The organism is Halobacillus karajensis, assembly GCF_900108515.1.
Classification (GTDB): Bacteria; Bacillota; Bacilli; order Bacillales; family Halobacillaceae; genus Halobacillus; species Halobacillus karajensis.
The window spans coordinates 230,689-252,275 of sequence record NZ_FNWW01000005.1 but is presented as its reverse complement, the minus strand read 5'-3'; the positions used below and the strand labels follow the sequence as shown (position 1 = coordinate 252,275).

Below are 21,587 nucleotides of genomic sequence, written 5' to 3'. Positions count from 1 at the left end.
ATACCTACTATTCTGAAAATTCAACAAGAAAATGAATAACTATTCATTTATAAATGCTGATTTAATGACCAGATTTTAAGCTAAACAAAAGAGAAGACCTGGGGCGGGTAAAAGCTAGCGTTGGATGATCCCACTATTAAAAATTAATACGATTACAATAAAAAAAGATGCCAGTGTACGCTGGCATCTAACCGTAGGGAAAATTTCCATGGCGTGGTCAACCATGAACCTCTAGCTTTGTTGAACTATCGGTAATATAAAGTATGTTGATCCACGCGCTTCGTATTGGCGTTAACCCTCTATCATTCGTCCAATTTTTCAATCTATAAAGATTCTTAGAAAAATAGACTTCTATACAAACACTCTCTATTCAAAACCATAGTATGTAAAGAACCAAGTTTAAAGGAGATGATTAAATGAGTAAAGGTAAAGACTGCGGCAGCAGCTGCGTACGTGATGTTATCGCGGAGATTATTAAAGCGCAAGATGAAGTTGCTGGAATGATGGACAATGGGTGTTGCGATGTAAGTTGTGAACGCTCCATCCGTGACTTGCTTTCACCGACGGCTAACGTGCCAAGTAACACAACGGTTCCATTCATTTTGAACTGCAAAGATTGCAAACCATTCATTGGTAGCGGAGTGATCAGCCGTCCATTAAATGGAGGCGGTACGTTCCTTGATTGCCTGCAATCCCCGATTTTCAGAGCCAAGAAATTTGTGGACAATGACAAGTATGAAGGATATGGAGACCATGAAAGCAACTGCGTTAAACTGGAGCTATTGATCCCTGTTACCATGGGTGGTTCACAACCAGGCCCTTCTGGAAAGGGAAAACAAGTGTGTGACTACTTCCCTGGAAACTCTATCCGCAACCTACGTGCGACTGGTGTCTGTATTACCGTTGACCTTGACTGCTTCTGCAGCATTACTTGTCTTGAGCCGACAACTCCGTTGATGGCCACTCGTGAAGAGATGAATGACGCAATGGATAAATTTAATAAGCATGACTAATTTTTTCTAACGTGCATGGAGTAAAATCCTGCACGTTTTTTACATACCAACCAGAATTAAATCACTGGTGTAATTTTATTAATAGCAATCTCTCCTCTGTCCCTATCCATTTGGCTCCTACGATAGATTTTTTCACTATCACTCTCGATTTCTTCTTTAAATTTTCAGTCGATAAACCTTCCATCGAAGAAGAACAACCTATACCAGCTAATATCCAGGATCAGGAAGGGCCATTCTTTTTTGAAATAGAACTCCCTTAAGAAAGGTATCGTGTACGTATTATTTCCCCACTTTTCATTAAGCCACCCCATTTGATCTTCTATCATTTCAGCCATTTGTCTGATGGCTTCTCCATGATTATCTATCGAAAGAGAATTATAGACCCCTCTTACCTTTTCTGCCAGGGATATTGGAAGACGCTGATCCACAGCCTTCAAGCCTAGCTGTGCGTATGAAGGACAATATTTCTGTAACAGGATCTTTCCTAGATTTTCACCAATATCATTCGCTACTTTAACTGCCCATATATCGTTACCTCTATCAGCTGCTTTTTTATATTGTAAGAAGAAGAAGGCTGCATCCTCAACTGCATCCAAGAATTCTCTTTCCTCTAATCGTAAATTCTGCTTTGCTGCATGCTTATCCATGCGGTGCTCAGGGTCATAGAGAACACGGTAGAAATCTTTATGTACCATTGTCTCTTCCGTTACTGTAAAAAGGTCAATATGTAACAAATTATCATAAACCGCTATGATTTGAGGTGCAATGATAAAAATATCGTCGTAAAAAATGATAGTCTGGTAGCTTTCCAGATGTTTCTTTCGTTTCTTGAGAAAAGCTTCCTTATCGCCTTCATCTACCAGGACATACAAATCGACATCTGAGTATTCATCTTCTTCCCTGCGCCCCATTGACCCTTTGAGATAAACTGCCTGTACATATGTATCTTGCTTCAGGCTGTTTGTAATCGCTCTGACTGCTTCCCACTGCCTCATCCAACCCCTCCTAAAAAGAAATATTATATCATCATATAATAGAAAGAATTGGTTGTAAAATGAATATAAGACCTCAATCTCCATGCGCTTTCCAACATGGAAGAACACCATTGTTCTTACCCTTAACATCAACCGGCTTTTGCATTTCCGGATTATTTCTATCATGGCAGAACATACAAGCCAAATAAAAAAAGAGAAGCCCAGATGAGCTTCCCTTCTCGCATTTAAAATTATCGAATTTGTCCGTTACCTTTCATTAAGAACTTCACGGTTGTAAGCGCAGGAAGTCCCATTGGGCCACGCGCATGTAATTTCTGTGTGGATATCCCAATTTCTGCTCCGAACCCTAATGCACCACCATCAGTGAAACGAGTGGATGCATTGTGATAAAGGGCAGCCGCATCAACAAGAGCAAAGAATTTCTCTGCGGCTTCTGCATCTTCGGTAATGATAGCTTCGGAGTGTTTCGTTCCGTAAGTTTCGATATGCGTGATAGCATCTGTGATATCGTCAACAGCCTTCACAGCGATATCGGTACTTAAATATTCATTCGCCCAATCTTCTTGTCCAGCCGGCTGAGACCCTGGAATAATTCCCTGAATATAGTCATCCCCATGAACATGAATTTGGTTTTCTTTCAATGCTGCAGTAAGGGCCTCCTTATGATGGTTCAACCACTCTTTGTGGACGACTAGTGTTTCTGCTGCATTACAGACCGCAGGGCGGTCTGTTTTCGCATTCACAAGAATGTTGATCGCTTTCTCAACATCCGCATTTTCATCTACATAAATGTGGCAATTCCCTACACCTGTTTCAAGTACAGGTACGGTTGCATTCTCCACAACTGCCTGAATTAACTTGCCTCCCCCACGAGGAATCAATACGTCAATGTGTGCTTTCATTGTAAAGAGTTCATTGGTAGCTGCACGATCTGTAGATGCGATGAATTGAACCGTTTCTTTAGGAATTTTCGTTTCTTCTAAACCGCGGTGCATTACTTCAACAATTGCCTGATTGGAGTTGATGGCAGAGGATCCTCCCTTTAAGACAATGGCATTTCCTGATTTCAGCGCAAGTCCTGTAGCATCAACGGTTACATTTGGACGCGCTTCATAAATCATACCGATGACACCTAAAGGTACGGTTACTTTTTCCACTTGCAGGTCGTTTTCAAGTGTCCAATCTGTGAGCACTCGCCCTGTCGGGTCTTCGAGTTTAGCTACATCGCGCAGTCCTTGTGCGAAATCAGCGATACGCTCTTGGGAAAGAGATAGACGATCCATGAAAGCCTCTGTAAAACCTTTTTCTCGTCCATTATCCAAGTCCCTCTTATTTGCAGCTAAAATCGTCTCATACTCGCGCTCCAGGACATCTGCTAGATGATTCAGCGCCTGGTTTTTCTCCTCTTCCGATAGGATCATCAGCTTTTTGGAAGCATGCTTCGCTTCGATTGCTTGTGCTTCAACGTTCACATTTGTTGTTAGTGTCATCAAAGACCTCCTTGATTTTTTTAAACGCCTACAGGCATAGAAACTTCTAAATGGCAAACAAAATCTTTACGTTCTATTGCTGCTTTATCATAAGATTCAAGTTCAGGTTCTGTCAGACTGATCATTTCTTCCATTTCATCTGAAGAATAATTTACGACACCAAGTCCGATCTCTTCTCCATCTAAATCGTGAATACGAACAACCGCCCCTTTTTCAAAACGTCCGTTCACATAACGAACGTTCATCGGAAGTAAGCTCTTTTTCATTTCTACCATCGATTCTTTAGCACGAGAATCGATGATCACTTCTCCTTCTGGTCCAGAGTTGAAGGCAATCCACTGTTTCTTCTGGTCGAGATTCTCAGCATCTGTCGTTGTTTCGAAATACGTTCCTATCGCTTTTCCGTATACAGCATTATAAACAATATTAGGGGTGTTCGCTTTACCCAAAAAAGATGAGATCCCAGAAGCCATAGAAATCTTGAAGGCATCAATTTTTGATTTCATACCGCCAGTACCAACTGCACTTCCTGGATCACCAGCTGCGTCTTCAATTTCCGGGGTAATTTCATGGACTTTATCCAGTAATTTAGCGTCCGCATTTTTTCTTGGATCTGCATCATAGAGTCCATCAATATCAGAGAGGATGATCAACTGGTCTGCATCAACAAGTCCCGCTACTTTCGCAGATAAGGTATCATTATCTCCGAATTTAAGTCGATCGATCGTAATCGTGTCATTTTCGTTGACAATTGGAATAATTCCTCGTTCTAGTAAAACATTAATGGTGTTACGTGCGTTGTTGTAGCGGTCTTCATCTGAAAAGTCGCTGCGTGTAATGAGGATTTGTGAACCCATATAGCCGTGGGATAGGAATAAATCGGAATAAGATTCCATCAATAATCCTTGGCCAATGGAGGCTGCTGCTTGTTTTTCAGGCAACGTACTCGGGCGCTCCAGGCAGCCGAGCTTACGATAACCCGCGGCTACAGCTCCTGAGGATACGAGTAAAACTTCGTGGCCGTCGTCTTTCAATTGAACGACTTCATCTACTAATTTTTCTAATTTACGGCGACTTATCTCACCGTGCATGCTTGTGAGAGAACTACTCCCTATTTTAATTACGACTCTTTTTTTATCTTGACTCAACATATCACTCCTGGTTAACATTTTCGCTTCCATTTGCTACGATTATTTGCTGCCTACAAGTAGTCCTTCCAATTCCTTACTTAATTCTTTAGAACGACTGGCTGCACCTTTGATCGCTTCCGAAATGGCATACCCTCCGCCAGCTTCATCAAGGGCGTGGAGTCCAGCTGCTGTCGTTCCATTTGGGGACGTCACGTTTTCCCGGAGTTCTGTCGGGCTTTCTTCACGCTCAAGCATCATTTTTGCTGCTCCCAGTAATGTTTGTGCTCCAATTTCACGAAGGGTTTCGCGGTCCATTCCTTCTGCACGTCCAGTTTCCTCAATGTGTTCCATCAAATAGTAGAAATAAGCAGGGCCGCTTCCAGCGATTCCTGTAAATACATCCATCTTATCTTCTTCAATAACGAAAACTTCACCAATGGATTGTAGAAGCTCTTTAGCGACACGGACATTGTCCATATCTGTGTATCGCCCTGGGGTGATGGCTGTTGCAGATTCACGCAGCATACTAGAAGTGTTCGGCATCACACGGATGACTTGTTGCCCGTCATTTAAACGGTCTTCCATATACGATGTTGAAATGCCTGCAAGAACAGAGACAAGTACTTGATTAGGGGTCAACTGATCTTTCAATTCTGCAAGGACCCCATCAATGTCTTTCGGCTTCATCGCCAATATAAGCTGGTCGACTTCTGCAAAATTCAAGTCATCTTTTAATACTGTGCGTACACCATATTTTTCATTGATCTTATTTAAACGTTCCTGATTACTTCTATTGGTCACGATGATCTTCTCAGCTGGAATATTGCCGGATTCCACCATGCCTGAAATCATCGCTTCAGCCATAGAGCCTGCACCTAAAAAAGCAATCGTTTGTTTGATCATAATGGGTTAATCTCTCCCGTTCGCATTTTTTGTTCGCTTCTTTATTCAAGACGTTTCTCATCATAACACTGGGCTAAACTTATTCAAGGGGTTTTTGGCAAGTCGGGTCTATAAGAGCCAATTAGTTAGTGTAAACGGTTTCAAGGAGAGGTATTTCGGATTCATCGCTTCTCACCGTAAATAATCTCGTCTCAGCGTTATATTTGCGCATTGAATTTTTAAGAAAAGCCCGAGAAAGCAAAATTAATTGAATTATCAGTTTATTCATCCCTGCTTTCGTCCAAACAAAAAAACACCTGTTAAAAAAACAACAGATGTTTCACTCTTCGTTAATGAAATAATTCCATTTAGCAAGTTGTTGATCCAGATCACGAATCGGCACAAAACGTGCTTTTCGGAATAATTCTTTTCCACCCGAATAAATCAGAACAGCCGGGACTGTCATAACCGAAAATTCTCCAGCCACCTCAGGAACTTCATCAGCGTTTACCTCTCTCACTTTAACCTTTGGGTAATCACCCAACAAATTTTCGACTTGTGGCTCCAGCCCATGACAGACCGAACAGCTAGGTCGCGAAACATAAACCATAGATAGCGGTTGTTCGCGAACAAATGTGAGCAATTCTTCAATTGAGTGTACGGATTCCACTTGTCTCACCTCATTTCTATTGTATCAAGGAACAGTCAAGAATGCCTGTATAAAACCCCACTCAATTTAATCGATCAGGATGGACTTGTTGATGCTGTTTCGTTTCAACTTCCTTGAAAAGGTCTTCGGCAGGTGGAAGTGTATCAGCAGGCTGAGCCGCCTGATTTGGATTTAACATTTGCCTTAATGACTGGATCTGCTGATTAAGGTCATCGATATCTTTTTTGGTTGCCGGCCTTTTCTCTTCCTTTAGCTCATACCCCACCTGGCCATTAGGCTCAAGAGTAGCCGACTTGAGGTCAGCTATGGAAGTGATATTCGTTTGCCTTAACTTCATCTCTAATTGATCCACAGTAAAGCGTAATTTCTTCAAGTTTTTCTCATTTAATTGCCCATTTTCTATAATGGATATAGATCTGCCTGTCAAAAACCGTTCCATAAAGTCAAACTTCAGCTGTGTAAACTCCATCATAATTAACGTCAAGACAAGAACGCCACCCACACCGAAGGTCACCCATATATTTTTCCCGGCTACCGGCTGAATCAATAATGATCCGATCGCGATCATTATTACGGTCTGTGACAAAGTCATTTGCGAGATCGACTTTCTTCCTGCAATTCTTAAGATTATTGTACCTACGATTATAATTAGAATAGCCTTCCAAATCCAATCCATTTACGATCACCTCGTTTGTATGTTCACCTAAAATATAGAGGGTTATTCTCTTAGAGGAGATTGCAAAAGAAGAATCTTTCCGTTATAATTTTTTCAAATATTGAAATTCAAAGAAAAAGAGAGTAACTGCATGGAATCAGTATAGCGAGTCAGGGTTGGTGAAAGCCTGAACAAGGTTTCTGTGGTGAAACGGACTTTTGAGAAGCTTTCCTGAACGAAAGAGTAGGGATAGCCGGGGTCGTCCCCGTTAACAACTTCAAGTGGCTGATAAAGCTATAAGAGTGGTACCGCGAGCCTAACCTCGTCTCTTTTAGAGACGAGGTTTTTTATATTCTCTATGAATTTCATAATTACTTTGGAGGTGCTTGTCATGGAAAAACAAATTCTCGCTCTGCAAATAGCTCATATACTAGGTGAAGAGTACCCAAGGAATTGGGTACTGAATGTAATTGAAATTCCAAAACAGGAGTCACATGGCGATTTAGCCTTCCCCTGTTTCCCATTAGCGAAAACATTACGAAAGAACCCGAACCTAATTGCCGAAGAAATAGCACAACAAATCAAGCACCCTGTTTTTCATAAGGTTAAACCAATGGGAGGATATGTGAATGTTTTTCTTGATCAGACATTTGTAGCTAATCATATGTTGCAACAGATTTTTCAGGACCCAGCAGCTTATGGTTCCCATGAATTTGGCAAAGGAAAATCAATTGTTCTTGATATGTCTGCCCCCAATATCGCCAAGCCTTTTTCCATGGGGCATTTAAGATCCACCGTCATAGGAAATGCACTGGCTAACCTAGCGAAAAAATGTGGATACGAAACAGTAAAAATCAATTATATTGGAGATTATGGTACACAGTTTGGCAAACTGCTGGCCGCATACTTGAAATGGGGCAATGAAGAACAATTAAAGGAGAACCCCATTCAAGAACTAACAAGAGTGTATGTGGAATTCCACAAAGCTGCTGAGGTTGACCCTTCATTAATCGAAGAAGGACGAAGTTGGTTCAAAAAGCTTGAAGACAATGACGAAGAAGCGGTTACTCTTTGGAAATGGTTCAAGGATGTGTCCCTTTCTGAGTTTGAAAAAATCTATGATCTCTTAGGCATTGAATTCGACTTAACGCGTGGAGAAGCTTATTACAACAACAAAATGGAAGGAACCATAGGTTTGTTGAAAGAAAAAGGATTACTGGAAGAATCCGAAGGTGCTCAGATCATCCGCCTCGATGAAGAAGGTTTGCCTCCATGTTTAATTCGTAAAAGTAATGGAACCACGATTTATGCCACCCGTGATTTAACGGCGGCCATAGATCGTCAACGCACCTATAATTTTGAGGAAGTTCTTTACGTTGTCGGCCAAGAGCAAACCCTCCATTTCCAACAGGTCAAACAAGTACTTAAGAAAGCCGGATTTCAATGGGCAGAAAACTTGAAACATATATCATTTGGGATGATGCTGCAAGACGGAAAGAAAATGTCCACCCGGCAAGGAAAAACAGTTTTGCTGGAACAAGCTTTAGAAGAAGCTATCAAACAGGCAGCCAAAAATATTGAAGAAAAGAACCCGTATTTGGAAGATCGTCACACCGTAGCTCAACAAGTCGGGGTCGGAGCTGTTATTTTTCATGATTTGAAACACGACCGCCGCAACGATGTCGAATTCTCCTTAGAAGAGATGCTCACATTCGAAGGTCATACCGCTCCATATTTACAGTACGCTCATGCACGAACAACCTCTCTGCTTGAGAAAGGGAACTTTAATCCAGAAGAAGCTGTCACTAGTATCCAGAGTGAATCGGCTTGGCCGGTCATAAAGACGCTGCGACTTTTCCCCGAAATTATTGAAAAGGCCTTTAAAGAATACGATCCATCAAAAATGGCGAAGCATCTTCTGGAACTAGCGAAAAACTTCAACAGATTTTACGCCCATACAAAAATTATTGGAAGCGATGAGTCCCAGGAGCTCCTTACCTTAATTTATGCTGTAAAGCTACAATTAAAAGAAGGACTATCCCTCCTCGGCATCGAGGCCCCTGACCATATGTAAGAAGAGAATGGTTCCGCAAATACATGTTATCTATTATAATTAGAATAAGTATGATTAGAGGAGCGGATTTTATGTACCCTCTTTATTATGTGCTCGTCACCATCGCTTCCATTATTGCCCTTGTAGGGACGATCGTTATTGCCAGAAATGTAATGAAGCCTGAGAACACAACTTCAGCAGAGGATGATGCAAAGCAATTGAAAGATGACCACAACAACAGTGGCAGCATCCCGTTGCTGACAACCATCTACGTAATCACATTTGCCGTCACGCTTATCCTTGTATGGATCTTTATCATTTAGTGATTATCAAATAGTGGTTATCAAAAAAGCATTGGAGAGAAGGTACCTTCTCTCCTTTTACCTATTCGATATATTTCAAAGAACGAGATTCGCCTTAGTTTCAGGCTTTACCGTTTGTAAATAATAATCTTCGGCCTTCCAGTAGCGTTCCTTAAACTTTTCCTGTTTTTTTCTTGTTTCCTCACTTTCTCTTTGAAACCTTTCCTGCCTGGGCCATTGTAAATAGATCACATAATCGAAGTATCTACACCATTCCTCCCGCTGAAGGAATACCCCTTCCACAATAATCCCAGCGGTATCTGGTAACCCAAGACCTTTTTCTCTCATGGGTTGAAAAAGGTCTCGGGTTAATGCCTCCACATCCCACTGCAAATAATAATATTCATACCAGGGTTCATGTCCGGTAAGATAGCGTTTTTCCCATTCTACAATATAATCATCCATGTGGAAGACAAACCATGGATGAAACCGTTCTTGAAGTAATGGCTCTAAATTTTTAGCTAGTGTCGTTTTTCCAGATCTGCTAAGACCATCAATCCCCAAAATAAATCGTTCCCCTTCGTTTAGAGGTGGAATACTCTGCATAACTCTCGCTTCTTTCACTTGTTCATCCCCCTTTCACTCAGAATTATATTTTTCACACCATATGACTCATCACAAAAAAATCAATCATTCCACATTTTTATTGTAAAGGTTTTACATAAATCCCCTGCCCTTGACACATACTCTCGTTAAATTCATGTTATCTTTCAAGTAGGTCTATGAATATCTTAATAACAGAATGGTCACAAAACTCATGACGTACAATCCCTCTTTTGAAAAAATAAAGGAGTTGGCTAATGTGAACCAATCCGATGTGTTTCAAAACCTCACCCATAAAAAAATGAAATTTGAAGAAGTTTTTTCTCACATTTTAACTTTCATGAAAACTGATCCAATTGGGAATTACAAACTAATGATGGGAACCGATTCTCAAGTTCATCCCTCTCATACCCTGTTTATTACAGGTATCGTTATCCAACGGGTAGGAAAAGGCGCTTGGGCATGTTTTCGCAAAGAACTGGTCCACAGACAGATGACCACTCTTCATGAACGGATTTCCTATGAAACTTCTCTTACAGAACAGGTCGCTTCCTTATTTACTGAGCAGAAGAAAAACGAACTCATTGAAGTTGTCCTCCCCTATATCTATAAAGGCGCGACTTTTACAATAGAAGGACATATTGATATTGGAAGTGGAGAACGGAACAGGACAAGAGTGTATGTCAATGAAATGGTCGCCAGAATTGAATCACTGGGTATGGAGCCTAAAATTAAACCGGACTCTATCGTTGCAAGCAGTTATGCGAACAAATATACGAAATGAGGACGGGGGACAAAAAGCAGTAACATCTCTGGTATTAGGAATGATGTCCATCTTCTTTCCTCTTATCAATTTCCTCTTTAAAAGGAGCTTACTGTATGTGAACAAGTCGCTCGGACACTTTTCCCCAGAGACACTTTGCGGTAGGAGAAAAGGTTTGCACATTATTGGGAGCTGTCTACAGGCTGGTATGATTTTGTTTATTCTTCCGGTGTATTTCTTTTTCAATCCTATGCAAAGTTTCATTTAATAACTAAGCTATTATTATCTGGTATTTTCATTCGCTTAAATGTCAGTGATCTGGAAGACTCGATTCCGAGGTATCTTGGGATGGTTTAGGGACGATAGAGAACAACTCTTGCCATATGTGAGCGGAATCATTCTCTATGCGATTCACCGGTCCTTTCTTTCATTTTCAGCAGTTTTAGAGCTACTCATTATGGTCATGGGGATGGGAAGATGCGAGACTCCTTGCGAATGGCGAGACCCCACTAGACGCAGCACGAAAGAGGCTTGGCGTCTTTCTCGCGGAAAGCGAGTAGCTTCTCATCTCTATTTCACACCACAAAATATCTCGAAACCGAGCAAATCGAATAAGGGAGCTTTATTGAAAATCCACATGAGCTTTAATATATAGTGGGAAACCGTCCCCCATTTATAGGGGGATGGTTTATTTATTTGGGAGATTTTTTGTGGCTGCTTCCTCTTCTATAAGATAAGAATGATTTCCCTCATTTTCTCTTGTCATCCATAAAGCAAGCCCAACAGCTAAAATACCCGCTGTCAATTTCCCTATAAGGACAGGAAAAATCATGGCTTTTTCAACACTGGCAACAAAAGCAAAATGGCTGCCTACGACAAAAGCCCCGCTTACCGCGAACGCAGCATTCACTGTTTTCCCTCTTCGATCCATGTCCTTCATTGTTGCAAGCATTGGTAAATGGTGGGCTGTCGAAGCAATCAATCCTGTTAAGGAGGCTACGTTCATCCCCGTTTTTTCACTTAAACGCCTCATTATCTTCTCCCCCCGTTGATTAATAAAAGCGACCAGAGGATAGGCCCCGGCCAATGTTACCGTAATCCTCCCGACAATGATAACTCCTTCCGATAAGGGGGCCATTCCTTGTATGATGACAAAGTCCGTCAGTGTCTCAATAATGATGAAAATCAGTCCCGTTATAATGATAATCTCAACCGCTTTTCCAAAATACGAAAACAATCGAATCGTAATATTCGTAAAAAGCCAAAGACCAGCACCGATGAACACTGATAGTAAAATAGCAGGGGTAAGGTTTCGAACCAGCCAAGACCACTCATAACCAGCCAAAACTCCTCCGATAAAGCAGCCCACGGGAACAGTAATTAAACCAGCAAGGATCCCCTTGGAAAAAAACGGACGATCCTCCTTTTTTATAATTGTCAGTGCCACGGGAATTGTAAAAACCAAGGTGGGTCCCATCATTGTCCCTAAAAGCGCCCACGAAAAAACAGCCGCTTTTTCTTCCATAGCTAATGACTCCGCTAAAGGGTACGCTCCCATATCAATGGCAAGCATCATGGAGGCAAACATAGAAGGATCTGCACCAAACCATAAAAAAAGTGGACTGATCAACGGTGCCAGCCATTCAGAGAGAACAGGGGCGAGAGAAATAATTCCCACCATTGAGAGGGCAAGCGGCCCCATCATCATAAAGGCTTCATAAAAACGCCATCCCAATGACAAGCGATGATCAAGGATGTAGTAATCTAGAGCTCCGAGTACCATAAAGATGCACATGACAATTAAAATCGCCTCATTGAACCACATGGTTTCCCATCCCCTTTCATAAAAAATTCAAGTTTATTAGAACTTATCCAACGGGTAGGAGTTCCTAAATGATGCCTTTTCCCTATTTCAGACGGGGAACAACTTTTCTAAAAAACCCATGATCCAAAAAATACAGAAAGGAGATGAAAAATGGGTCAAGCACTTTTTATTGTTACGATCGCATTTATTTTAACGAACCTTTTTTACTTTTTTAGAAATAAGACTTATAAAAAAGGGTACTTCAGTACAGCACTTTTCTTAAATTTGTTCTTCGTGCTTACTGGGATTTTGATAGGTTTTGCTATCCTCTATTATCTTCTATCTCTAAACAGGGTCATTCTAGTCACCAGTTTATCATCAAGAGAACCTTTCGACCCGGATTTTTTGGATCTTCTTTATTTTAGCGGAGTGACAATACTGAGTGTCGGTTATGGGGATATGCTCCCGGTGGGGATCGCGCGCTTTTTTGCGTTAATTGAATCTGGGGTTGGAGTTCTTCTTCCTACTGCTTATTTTATAAAAGCACTGGATTCCTCCCGAGGGAATGATGAATAATCGACTGATATGTGGCGATACAGGAGAAGCAAAACCGTTCTTCTAGATAAGAGAACTAGATAGATGGTTAATCCTATGATGGCATGTAAAAAAGGACCCAGTTGAAGGGTCCTTTTTATTATCCAATGGAACAAGCAGCAGAACCGTGTTTTTGTAAGTATTTCTGATGATGCTCTTCTGCTTCATAGAACGTCGTCGCTGCTTCTACTTCTGTAACGATTGGCCGCTTAAAAATTCCTTTGCCTTCCCATTCTTTGATCTTTTCTTCTGCAATATATTTTTGGCTTGCATCAGAATAAAAGATGACGGAACGATATTGATGCCCGATATCAATTCCCTGGCGATTTTTTGAAGTAGGGTCGTGAGCTTCAAAAAATATATTAATAAGCTCTGCGTAAGTGATAACAGTTGGGTCGTAATCCACTTTCACGGATTCTGCGTGGCCTGTGTTCCCTGCTTTCACTTGTTCGTAGGTAGGGTTCTCTAAATGACCTCCCACATACCCGACTCTAGTCGCTGTTACACCTTCAAATTTTTCGAAAAACGCTTCAACTCCCCAAAAACATCCTGCACCGAAAATAGCTGTTGCCATTTGACATCTTTCCTTTCTGTTAACGCAACTTCTATCGAGAGCCTTGACGGTAATGGTACTTACATGAAAAGACCCCTTTTCTTATCCAGTAAGAAAAGGGGTCGCTAATATCCGCACGATCCTCTCATCTCTTAGAATGTTTATACATCCTACAGGAATTGGCACCGTTCTTATCAATCCTTGGATTGATTCGATGGTTGCCGGGCATCAAAGGGCCAGTCCCTCCGCCTCTCTGGATAAGAAGTTTCCGTTATTAATTTTTGTTAATACACATAATACAACGTTTTTGTTATGAAGTAAAGGATGACAGCGTAAAAATTCCAAATGAATTCACTTTCTGTTTCCTTGCTCTCATTCTATTCAGGCTGTTGCACACTCATGCCAGTCTATTAAACTTTTTTCACGTTTAACTTTTCCCTGTTGTATAAACTTCTTCAAAGGGTTGAACGATAACAAATCCATCCCCATCAAATTCCATTTGAATGGACTCCCCACTTCCTCGTCCGATGAAAGTCTTGAAGCTGATATCGGTTTTGAAAGCTGGCTCGAGGTGACCGGACCAGGCGACCGTGGCATGTGGATCTGTAATCACAGGCTCTCCTGGACGGACAAGTAATGTTAAAGGTTCATAATGAGAAGTGACAGCTACACGCCCACTACCACTAAGCGTTACATTAAATAAACCGCCAGATACCATTCCAGCCACTTTCTTCATTAGCTTTATATCCCAGTCAATACTTGGTTCAAAAGCGAGTAAATCATTCCCGTTGACCGTCAGGGTTTCATTATCCAAATCAAAAATCGTTATCTTCTTCCCTTGATCTGCGAGATACAGACGTCCCCTTCCTGTTGCTTTCATTAGTGAACTTCCTTCTCCAGTCATGGCCTTTTTGAACATCCGCCCGACCCCATGTTCAAGGATACCTTCTCTTTCAAATTTTATATCTCCATTATAAGAAATCATTGCTCCCGATTTGGCCCAAACTCGATCAAGCAGATTAACTTCAAGGATTCTCGGAGTTTCTAGCTCAAAATAATCATTTTCCGATTCATCCTGCTTCGTCTTCCTAATAAACTCATCAATGGAATAATCGCTCATTCCTATTCCCTCCTATATTCAATTTAGTATGGAATAATTTGTATGACCTGGCACGGTAATTATTCCCTCACCTTCTCTCTATTATATACGGCTGGGGGGTTGGAATGTTTCAGTTTTAGGGTTCTCTTATAGCGTGGTTACGAAATGGGGGGTAAAGTTTAGATAACTTCACTTAAAAGAGAGACTTTAGAATAATGTATAGATTAGATGAAAAAAGAAAAGAACTGCTTCATTTTATTGAAGAAGCTTCTGATCAAGAAGCATCCGTCAAACCTGAAGAAACTCGCTGGTCGATTCTTGAAGTTCTGGAACATTTATATTTAATGGAGCAAATGATCATTTACCAAATCAATCAAACCCTAAAACAAGAGGATAAACAAAAAGCTATCGAAAAGCCGATTCACCGAGCAACCAATCGAGAGTATAAAGTAGAAGCACCAGAATCCGTACGTCCGAACAGTGAATTTCAAATATTACATGATGCGGCAGAGGGATTAAAAAAGACATGTGAAGCAACCCTTTTGCACATTCATAATAAAGATGAAGAAACTCTGAAAAAACGCGTATTCCCACACCCTTCCTTTGGGGATATGGACCTGAAACAATGGATAGAATTCATTGGCTGGCATGAACTCCGTCACTTGGATCAATTGAAAGAAGTAAAAGCCAGCCTTCAATCAGGAAATAATGTTTTGCTCAAACATAAGCCCCCTGAACCATTGCGGCTCAGGGGGCTTGGGCATCTTTTATTTTTCAAAATCTGCCGGTTTCACTTCTTCTCCATTTTTTCCAGTATAGCGAAGTCCCCAGCCTGTCCATGCGGCTACAAACATCACTACTAGCAGGAGCCAGCCTTGGAATACGAATGGAAACACTTCCGCAGGCCCTACCACTGGGAGAAAATCATATTGCTCGGCTGCTCCCTGAACAGTCGCCCATGCGAGCAGCACACCTCCACTCCATGGAAAAATGTAACCAAGAGATGAGGTCACTGTATCTAATAAATTCGCCCTTCGGTATGAATGAATCTTCATCTCTTCTCCAATTTTACGAACAAAAGGAGCTGCGGCAATTTCAGCTGCCGTATTAATAGTAATGAACATATTCAAGAAAGCGACAATCCCAAAAATTGAAAGTTCAGCCCGGCGCACAACATTATTAATAATCCTTAAGAAGAAGTTCTTAATAACATCCATAGTGCCCGCTACTTCTAATAAATAAGCAGCTGCCAGGATAAATAAAATCAAAATCGCCATGTTAAAGTATCCGCTGATTCCATCAATCAACGCACCTTCAATCACAGCATCTCCAGCGTCATTTTTATGGATGTGAAGAACGTCTCTTAAAGATTTTCCTGATAGGAAAATAAAGACCACGGACGCAAGGATTCCATAAGACAGAGAAGTTAATAAATGGTGCCCGCTCAAAGCCAGGTATAGAACCAGTATAAATGGAGCGAGCATAAGTAAGCCATCCGGTGATACCTCGTTTTGGAGCTGTGCTACTACCTGCTGGCTTCCTGATTCTCCGCCGCCACCAAAAATTACAAATAAGATAAGAGCTGGAATGGCTGCAGCGATGGAGTATTTAAAACGGGAACGCACAACGCCAGGAACATCCGCATCCTGAGTTGTTGCAGATACGATCGTTGTATCTGATACAGGCGCCAGATTATCACCGAATACCGCACCACTTAAGATAGCAGCGAGAAGAATCACTGGATCTGCTCCTAAAATGACACCTGCAGGATACATCAAAACACCAAATGTGGCTACCGTACCATAGCCCGTACCGACAGCTGTCGAGAATAATCCTGCAAGTAGGAAAGTAATCCCTACAAAAGCTCCTCCTTCAAGACCTGATTGAAAACCGAACCATATGAGTCCATCAACTAAACCACCTGCAGATAGCATATTGGCAAACATCCCTGCCCAGAACCAGGCAATAATCGCAACGACTCCGACGGGCTGAGCCATACCCGAGATCAAGCTTTGTGCATAATCTGCCCACTTAGATTTACAGAAGAATAGTCCGAGAGCAATACCAATGACCATCCCAAGCACAAGAGCCTGTTCGGTTACAAGGCCTGTGACACTAAGTACAATCGCCCAAATGATAAAAAACACTAATGGGATCGTCGCAGTAAAGACCCCTCCGCGAAATTCCAATTTCCGAATGTCTTTTTCTCCAAGTGCCTCTTCAATGACTTGTTCTTGTTCTTGTTCTTTTCCCTTTTCATTATCTGCCACTAGATTCCCTCCTATATCAACCTTAACTGTATAATAGTTTACCATCCTATGTGTATAGATGTAACGTCCCGATTTTTTTCCGAATATTTCAATTAATAATCTGACGAAAAGTTAACCTTTCAAACCTTCTTTAGTTTCACCTGACCAGGTCATACATAATCTTCCAAAACAACAGGAAGGTTTTCATTTTGTGTTTTCACCGTAAAAAATTTAAAATAAAAATAGTAGTTATACAGGAAAACAAGTTAGCGTTTACATGCATTATCCCGATTGTATTTTGTCACCATTTCCTATGTTTTAAAACCATCCAACTATAGATAATATCACGGCTCTAGGTATTTGACTATACAAATTATTCTGATAACATTATGAAACACATGGACAACCTAAATTACTCAAAGATCTGACAGGAAGGTGAAAGTGTGACTACTGTAAAAAACACAAACGATCATACAACCCCCTTACGCCGTGACATCCACGCATTAGGAAAAATGCTGGGAGATATTCTTGTTCACCATGGCGGAGAAGAACTATTGGACAAAGTAGAAACCATACGACAATTGACGAAAGATCTGAGGAAGAATCAGGACCCCTCGACATACAACCAACTGAAAAATGAGATTCAAAACCTCGAACCACCAATGCGCTCCCAAGTCATCCGCGCATTCTCAATTTATTTCCACCTTGTAAATATCGCTGAACAAAATCACCGCATTCGCCGTCGCCGCGAATATCAGCTGCGCGAAGATCATGGAGCTCAACCATTCTCACTAGAAAGTGCCGTAGTGAATCTGAAAAACAACGATTTTTCTAAAGACTCTATTCAAGAGGTTTTGAACAACCTTTCATTAGAATTAATTATTACTGCCCACCCGACAGAGGCAACCAAACGGACAGTCCTTGAAATCCAAAAGCGGATTGCTACAATTCTGAAAAGGCTCGATCACCCTCAGTTAACAAAAAGTGAACGTGAAAACCTGCAGGACAGCCTGCAGAACGAAGTCACTGTCCTTTGGCAGACAGATGAACTTCGTGAGCGAAAACCAACGGTTATGGATGAAGTGCGCAACGGACTTTATTACTTTGACGAAACATTATTTGATGTCCTGCCTGATATCCATCAGGAACTCGAAGCCCGTTTAGAAGAACATTATCCTGACGAAAACTGGTCCGTTCCCAATTTCCTTCGTTTTGGTTCCTGGATCGGAGGGGACCGTGATGGAAATCCGAACGTTACACCAGATATCACATGGGAAACTTTACAAAAGCAACGAAAGCTTGTCTTAAAAAAGTATGATGAAGTCCTTGTTGAACTCATGAAACGTTTCAGTCATTCCTCTAATCAAGTGACAGCAACAGATGAGTTGAAGAAAGCCATTGAAAAAGAAGAACCTATGCTTCCAAAAGGTAAAAAATGGCGAGTCGACAAAGAAATCTATCGTCGTAAATTTGCAATTATCCTTGAGCGTCTTCGCCAAGTCGGGAAATCTGACATTGGATATCAGCATGCAGATGAACTACTCGAAGACCTTCACCAAATCCGCGTTAGTGCCCAGACACACCAGCCAAATAAGCGGGAACTGAAAAAATTACGTAAACTCATTCGTCAAGTGGAACTATTCGGCTTCCACCTTGCTACCTTGGATATACGTAATCACAGTGGTGAGCACGAATCAGCCATAACAGAGCTTCTTCGTAAAGTCGGCATTGTAGAAGATTATGCCTCACTTTCCGAAAATGAAAAGCTCGACGTTCTTCAAGATGTGCTGAGAGATCCAAGACCAGTTTCACTACTGAACGAGGATTATTCAGAATCCACACAGCAAATGTTGAATGTCTTCCAAATGATCCGTAAAGCACACTTAGAATTTGGGAAGCGTTCCATTGAAGTCTATTTGATTAGTATGACGGAATCCGCCAGTGATCTATTAGAAGTCCTTGTGCTTGCAAAAGAAGCGGGGATCTATCGACTGCATGCAGATGGCACAGTAGAAAGCAACATAAATGTGGCCCCGCTTCTAGAAACTGTCGATGACCTTGTGGCTGGTCCGGAGATTTTGAAAACTCTTTTCGAAATGGATGTTTACAGTAAACATCTGGATCAACGCGGAAATAACCAGGAAATTATGCTTGGGTATTCTGATGGCAGTAAAGATGGAGGAACATTGACAGCAAACTGGAGACTTTATAAAGCTCAGCAGGAGATCCACGACATGGCTCATGAGTATAATGTTGGTTTGAAGTTCTTCCATGGACGTGGAGGATCTCTTGGACGTGGAGGCGGCCCATTAAACCGCAGCCTTTTATCCCAACCGATCGAAACTCTTGGGGAAGGTGTCAAAATTACAGAACAAGGAGAAGTCCTTTCTTCTCGCTACTTATTAAGGGATATTGCTTATCGAAGCCTTGAACAAGGAGCTTCAACACTCTTAGAAGGTGCGATGAACATTTCTCAAGAGTCCGAACAGGGTCACCATCGAGAAGAAGTCTGGGAACAAGCTCTTGAAGATATTTCCGAAGTATCACTTAAAAAGTATCAATCGCTCGTCTTCGGAGACGCTGATTTTCTTACTTATTTCAATGAAGCAACTCCTCTTCAAGAAATTAGCGAATTGAATATTGGATCCCGTCCAATGAAACGTAAAGACAGTTCTAAATTTGAGAACCTGAGAGCGATTCCTTGGGTATTTGCCTGGACGCAAAATCGTCAGCTCATCCCAGCTTGGTACGCTTCAGGTACAGGGCTTGCCGACTTTGTTCAAAAGAACGATAATAATCTTGCCGTACTCCAGCAAATGTATGAAAACTGGCCATTCTTCCGCTCTACCATCAATAACTTGCAGATGGCTCTTACAAAAGCGGATATTCAGACGGCTAAAGAATACAAAGCCCTTGTGAAGGACCAAGAACTTGGTGAGAGAATTTTCCAAAATATCGTAGAAGAGTACAATCGTACAAAGGATATTCTCTTACAGATTACAGGGGATGCGGAACTTCTCGACCACCAACCGACGATTAAGGAGTCGGTCCGCCTCCGTAATCCTTACGTTGACCCATTAAACTTCTTACAGGTGGAATTGATCAAAGAATTACGTGAAGTAGATGATTATGAAGACATTTTAACAGAGGTACTCCTTACGATTAGTGGTATTGCTGCCGGCCTAAGAAACACAGGCTGATGAATATGAAATCTTTACAACAAGCCGAGGGTGAAACTTGAATGTTTTCCCTCGGCCTTTTTATATATAAAACCCCTTCCTCTTCTAAAACCAAACGGAGACATGGCATTCCTCTCATTTTTAATCCAGGTTCATTCTATGATGGATCCCTCATTTATTTTTCAGATTTGGACAAAGTAAAACAGATAATAAATAAAGCGAGGGATTCACATGATCAGTATCCTTATTGGACTTGTATTACTTATGCTCCTAGCTTATCTCGGATGGTCCATCATTTGGATTGCTCCCCTGGTTTCAGGTATAGTGGCTATTTTAAGTGGCATGGACATCCTTCCTGCTTATACCGATACGTACATGCAGGGATTTGTAGACTTTGCCAAAGATTATTTCCCTATTTTCTTGTTCGGTGCGATTTTCGGTAAATTAATGGAAGACACGGGAGCTGCACAATCAGTGGCGCATAAAATCTCTAGTATGATCGGTAAAAAGCGTGCAATCTTAGGTATGCTTTTGTCCGCTGCTATTCTTACTTATGGTGGAGTAAGTCTTTTCGTTGTAGTATTTGCCGTTTATCCATTGGCTGTAGCGATGTTCCGCGCCGCGAATGTTTCAAGAAAACTCATTCCTTCAACCTTTGTGCTTGGAGCATTTACTTTTACCATGACAGCCCTACCTGGAACGCCACAAATACAGAACATCATTCCGATCAATACATTTGAAACAGATACAATGGCAGCTCCCATCCTAGGGATTGTCGCCGGTCTGATTATGGCTGTTGGCGGGTATTTTTACTTGAAGTTCCGTGAAAAACAATTGAACAATAAAGATGAGAAGTTCACAGAACCTTCAGGGGATAATGAAGTGAAAAGCGTAGACGAAGAAGAGTTGCCAAACTGGATTTTGTCAACCATTCCCCTAGTGGCTGTAGTTGTTACATTAAACATTTTTGATATAAGTATATTGGCCGCCTTGCTCATTGGGATTTTACTAATCATGACCTTTAATTGGAAGGACTATAAGAATTTTATTAAAGCTATAAACGGAGGGGCATCCGGCTCTGTTATGGCCACCATCAATACAAGTGCGGCTGTCGGATTTGGTACAGTAGTCACTGCCTCACCCGGGTTTGATTCAGTAAAAGATTTGATTTTCAGCATCCCCCTCAGCCCATTCTTTTCTGAGGCATTTGCCGTTAGTCTTTTAGCCATGATTACGGGATCTGCATCTGGTGGAATGGGAATTGCACTCGAAGCTCTCGGCCAAGAGTATTACAACATTGCTGTAAACCAAGGGTTAAGCCTGGAAGCCTTCCACCGAATTACATCGGTCGCTTCTGGTGCCTCCATCCTTCCTCACAATGGTGCCCTGCTTACTTTGTTCACCGTTACAGGGTTGACCCACAAAGATTCCTATAAGGATGTCTTTGTTGTAGGATTGCTCATTCCAATGGTTGCTACGATAGCGATTATATTTCTGGCCATGATGGGAATCAACTAATGAATAAAAGCTCCTTTCTCAGAAAGGAGCTTTTA

Annotated in this window: 19 protein-coding genes, 1 riboswitch and 1 other annotated feature; of the genes, 8 read left to right on the top strand and 11 right to left on the bottom strand. The window is 41.5% G+C overall.

The features are described 5' to 3' along the window. The first annotated feature begins 416 nt into the window (after nucleotides 1-416). Entirely contained in the window at nucleotides 417-1,013 is a 597-nt protein-coding gene (locus tag BLW54_RS12250) for a CotY/CotZ family spore coat protein (protein ID WP_051744126.1), read from the top strand. Between the two features lie 164 nt (nucleotides 1,014-1,177). On the opposite strand, the gene BLW54_RS12245 is transcribed toward BLW54_RS12250, so the two are convergent. The 6 genes from BLW54_RS12245 to BLW54_RS12220 all read right to left on the bottom strand — a co-directional run bounded on the left by BLW54_RS12245 (nucleotide 1,178) and on the right by BLW54_RS12220 (nucleotide 6,856). Beyond that, on the bottom strand, nucleotides 1,178-2,008 hold the full coding sequence (locus BLW54_RS12245; protein ID WP_074734988.1) for a nucleotidyltransferase domain-containing protein: 831 nt from the start codon (nucleotides 2,006-2,008) through the stop codon (nucleotides 1,178-1,180). 230 nt (nucleotides 2,009-2,238) lie between these two features. Next, a complete protein-coding gene (locus BLW54_RS12240; protein ID WP_035508501.1) occupies nucleotides 2,239-3,498 on the bottom strand; it encodes a glutamate-5-semialdehyde dehydrogenase in 1,260 nt (419 codons plus the stop codon). Nucleotides 3,499-3,518: 20 nt separating this feature from the next. Beyond that, complete coding sequence (gene proB, locus BLW54_RS12235; protein ID WP_035508499.1) at nucleotides 3,519-4,649, bottom strand: glutamate 5-kinase; 1,131 nt, start codon at nucleotides 4,647-4,649, stop codon at nucleotides 3,519-3,521. 39 nt (nucleotides 4,650-4,688) lie between these two features. Further along, nucleotides 4,689-5,531, bottom strand: coding sequence for a pyrroline-5-carboxylate reductase (gene proC / locus BLW54_RS12230; RefSeq protein WP_035508498.1), 843 nt, complete (start codon nucleotides 5,529-5,531; stop codon nucleotides 4,689-4,691). A 319-nt stretch (nucleotides 5,532-5,850) separates the two neighbouring features. Next, nucleotides 5,851-6,180 carry a thioredoxin family protein gene (locus tag BLW54_RS12225; protein ID WP_051744125.1) on the bottom strand — a complete coding sequence of 110 codons (330 nt, stop codon included), beginning with the start codon at nucleotides 6,178-6,180 and terminating at the stop codon, nucleotides 5,851-5,853. A 61-nt stretch (nucleotides 6,181-6,241) separates the two neighbouring features. Beyond that, nucleotides 6,242-6,856, bottom strand: a complete 615-nt coding sequence (locus BLW54_RS12220) for a DUF421 domain-containing protein (RefSeq protein ID WP_035508495.1) — start codon at nucleotides 6,854-6,856, stop codon at nucleotides 6,242-6,244. A 101-nt stretch (nucleotides 6,857-6,957) separates the two neighbouring features. Continuing rightward, nucleotides 6,958-7,168 (top strand) — a binding site (T-box leader). 58 nt (nucleotides 7,169-7,226) lie between these two features. Here BLW54_RS12220 and argS point away from each other — a divergent pair. Next, nucleotides 7,227-8,909 (top strand): arginine--tRNA ligase, encoded by a 1,683-nt coding sequence (gene argS, locus BLW54_RS12215; protein WP_035508493.1) that lies wholly within the window; start codon nucleotides 7,227-7,229, stop codon nucleotides 8,907-8,909. Nucleotides 8,910-8,980: 71 nt separating this feature from the next. Beyond that, on the top strand, nucleotides 8,981-9,211 hold the full coding sequence (locus BLW54_RS12210) for a hypothetical protein (protein WP_035508491.1): 231 nt from the start codon (nucleotides 8,981-8,983) through the stop codon (nucleotides 9,209-9,211). A gap of 75 nt (nucleotides 9,212-9,286) precedes the next feature. On the opposite strand, the gene BLW54_RS12205 is transcribed toward BLW54_RS12210, so the two are convergent. Continuing rightward, nucleotides 9,287-9,796, bottom strand: a complete 510-nt coding sequence (locus BLW54_RS12205) for an AAA family ATPase (protein WP_035508815.1) — start codon at nucleotides 9,794-9,796, stop codon at nucleotides 9,287-9,289. 298 nt (nucleotides 9,797-10,094) lie between these two features. Here BLW54_RS12205 and BLW54_RS12200 point away from each other — a divergent pair, with 298 nt between their 5' ends. Continuing rightward, complete coding sequence (locus BLW54_RS12200; protein ID WP_051744141.1) at nucleotides 10,095-10,577, top strand: ribonuclease H-like YkuK family protein; 483 nt, start codon at nucleotides 10,095-10,097, stop codon at nucleotides 10,575-10,577. A gap of 667 nt (nucleotides 10,578-11,244) precedes the next feature. Here the strand turns inward: BLW54_RS12200 and eutH are convergent. After that, complete coding sequence (gene eutH, locus BLW54_RS12195) at nucleotides 11,245-12,381, bottom strand: ethanolamine utilization protein EutH (protein WP_035508488.1); 1,137 nt, start codon at nucleotides 12,379-12,381, stop codon at nucleotides 11,245-11,247. 150 nt (nucleotides 12,382-12,531) lie between these two features. Between eutH and BLW54_RS12190 the strand changes: the two genes are divergently transcribed. After that, the gene (locus tag BLW54_RS12190) at nucleotides 12,532-12,936 is read left to right on the top strand and encodes an ion channel (RefSeq protein ID WP_074734985.1); all 405 of its coding nucleotides are present in this window, start codon (nucleotides 12,532-12,534) and stop codon (nucleotides 12,934-12,936) included. Between the two features lie 118 nt (nucleotides 12,937-13,054). On the opposite strand, the gene msrA is transcribed toward BLW54_RS12190, so the two are convergent. Both msrA and BLW54_RS12180 read right to left on the bottom strand, forming a co-directional pair. Next, the gene (gene msrA, locus BLW54_RS12185) at nucleotides 13,055-13,528 is read right to left on the bottom strand and encodes a peptide-methionine (S)-S-oxide reductase MsrA (RefSeq protein ID WP_035508486.1); all 474 of its coding nucleotides are present in this window, start codon (nucleotides 13,526-13,528) and stop codon (nucleotides 13,055-13,057) included. 121 nt (nucleotides 13,529-13,649) lie between these two features. Next, nucleotides 13,650-13,771: riboswitch (SAM riboswitch) on the bottom strand. A gap of 163 nt (nucleotides 13,772-13,934) precedes the next feature. Further along, nucleotides 13,935-14,627 (bottom strand): AIM24 family protein, encoded by a 693-nt coding sequence (locus BLW54_RS12180; protein WP_074734982.1) that lies wholly within the window; start codon nucleotides 14,625-14,627, stop codon nucleotides 13,935-13,937. Nucleotides 14,628-14,821: 194 nt separating this feature from the next. Between BLW54_RS12180 and BLW54_RS12175 the strand changes: the two genes are divergently transcribed. After that, nucleotides 14,822-15,469, top strand: coding sequence for a DinB family protein (locus BLW54_RS12175; protein ID WP_035518947.1), 648 nt, complete (start codon nucleotides 14,822-14,824; stop codon nucleotides 15,467-15,469). Here BLW54_RS12175 and BLW54_RS12170 read toward each other — a convergent pair. Next, nucleotides 15,374-16,876 carry a Na+/H+ antiporter NhaC family protein gene (locus tag BLW54_RS12170; RefSeq protein WP_244153512.1) on the bottom strand — a complete coding sequence of 501 codons (1,503 nt, stop codon included), beginning with the start codon at nucleotides 16,874-16,876 and terminating at the stop codon, nucleotides 15,374-15,376. The two genes, BLW54_RS12175 and BLW54_RS12170, sit on opposite strands and share 96 nt — an antisense overlap. 422 nt (nucleotides 16,877-17,298) lie before the next feature. Here BLW54_RS12170 and ppc point away from each other — a divergent pair, with 422 nt between their 5' ends. Together ppc and BLW54_RS12160 are read left to right on the top strand one after the other, a co-directional pair. Beyond that, nucleotides 17,299-20,055 carry a phosphoenolpyruvate carboxylase gene (gene ppc / locus BLW54_RS12165; protein ID WP_035508480.1) on the top strand — a complete coding sequence of 919 codons (2,757 nt, stop codon included), beginning with the start codon at nucleotides 17,299-17,301 and terminating at the stop codon, nucleotides 20,053-20,055. A gap of 210 nt (nucleotides 20,056-20,265) precedes the next feature. Beyond that, complete coding sequence (locus BLW54_RS12160) at nucleotides 20,266-21,552, top strand: GntP family permease (protein ID WP_181949667.1); 1,287 nt, start codon at nucleotides 20,266-20,268, stop codon at nucleotides 21,550-21,552. The last annotated feature ends 35 nt before the right edge of the window (nucleotides 21,553-21,587 follow it).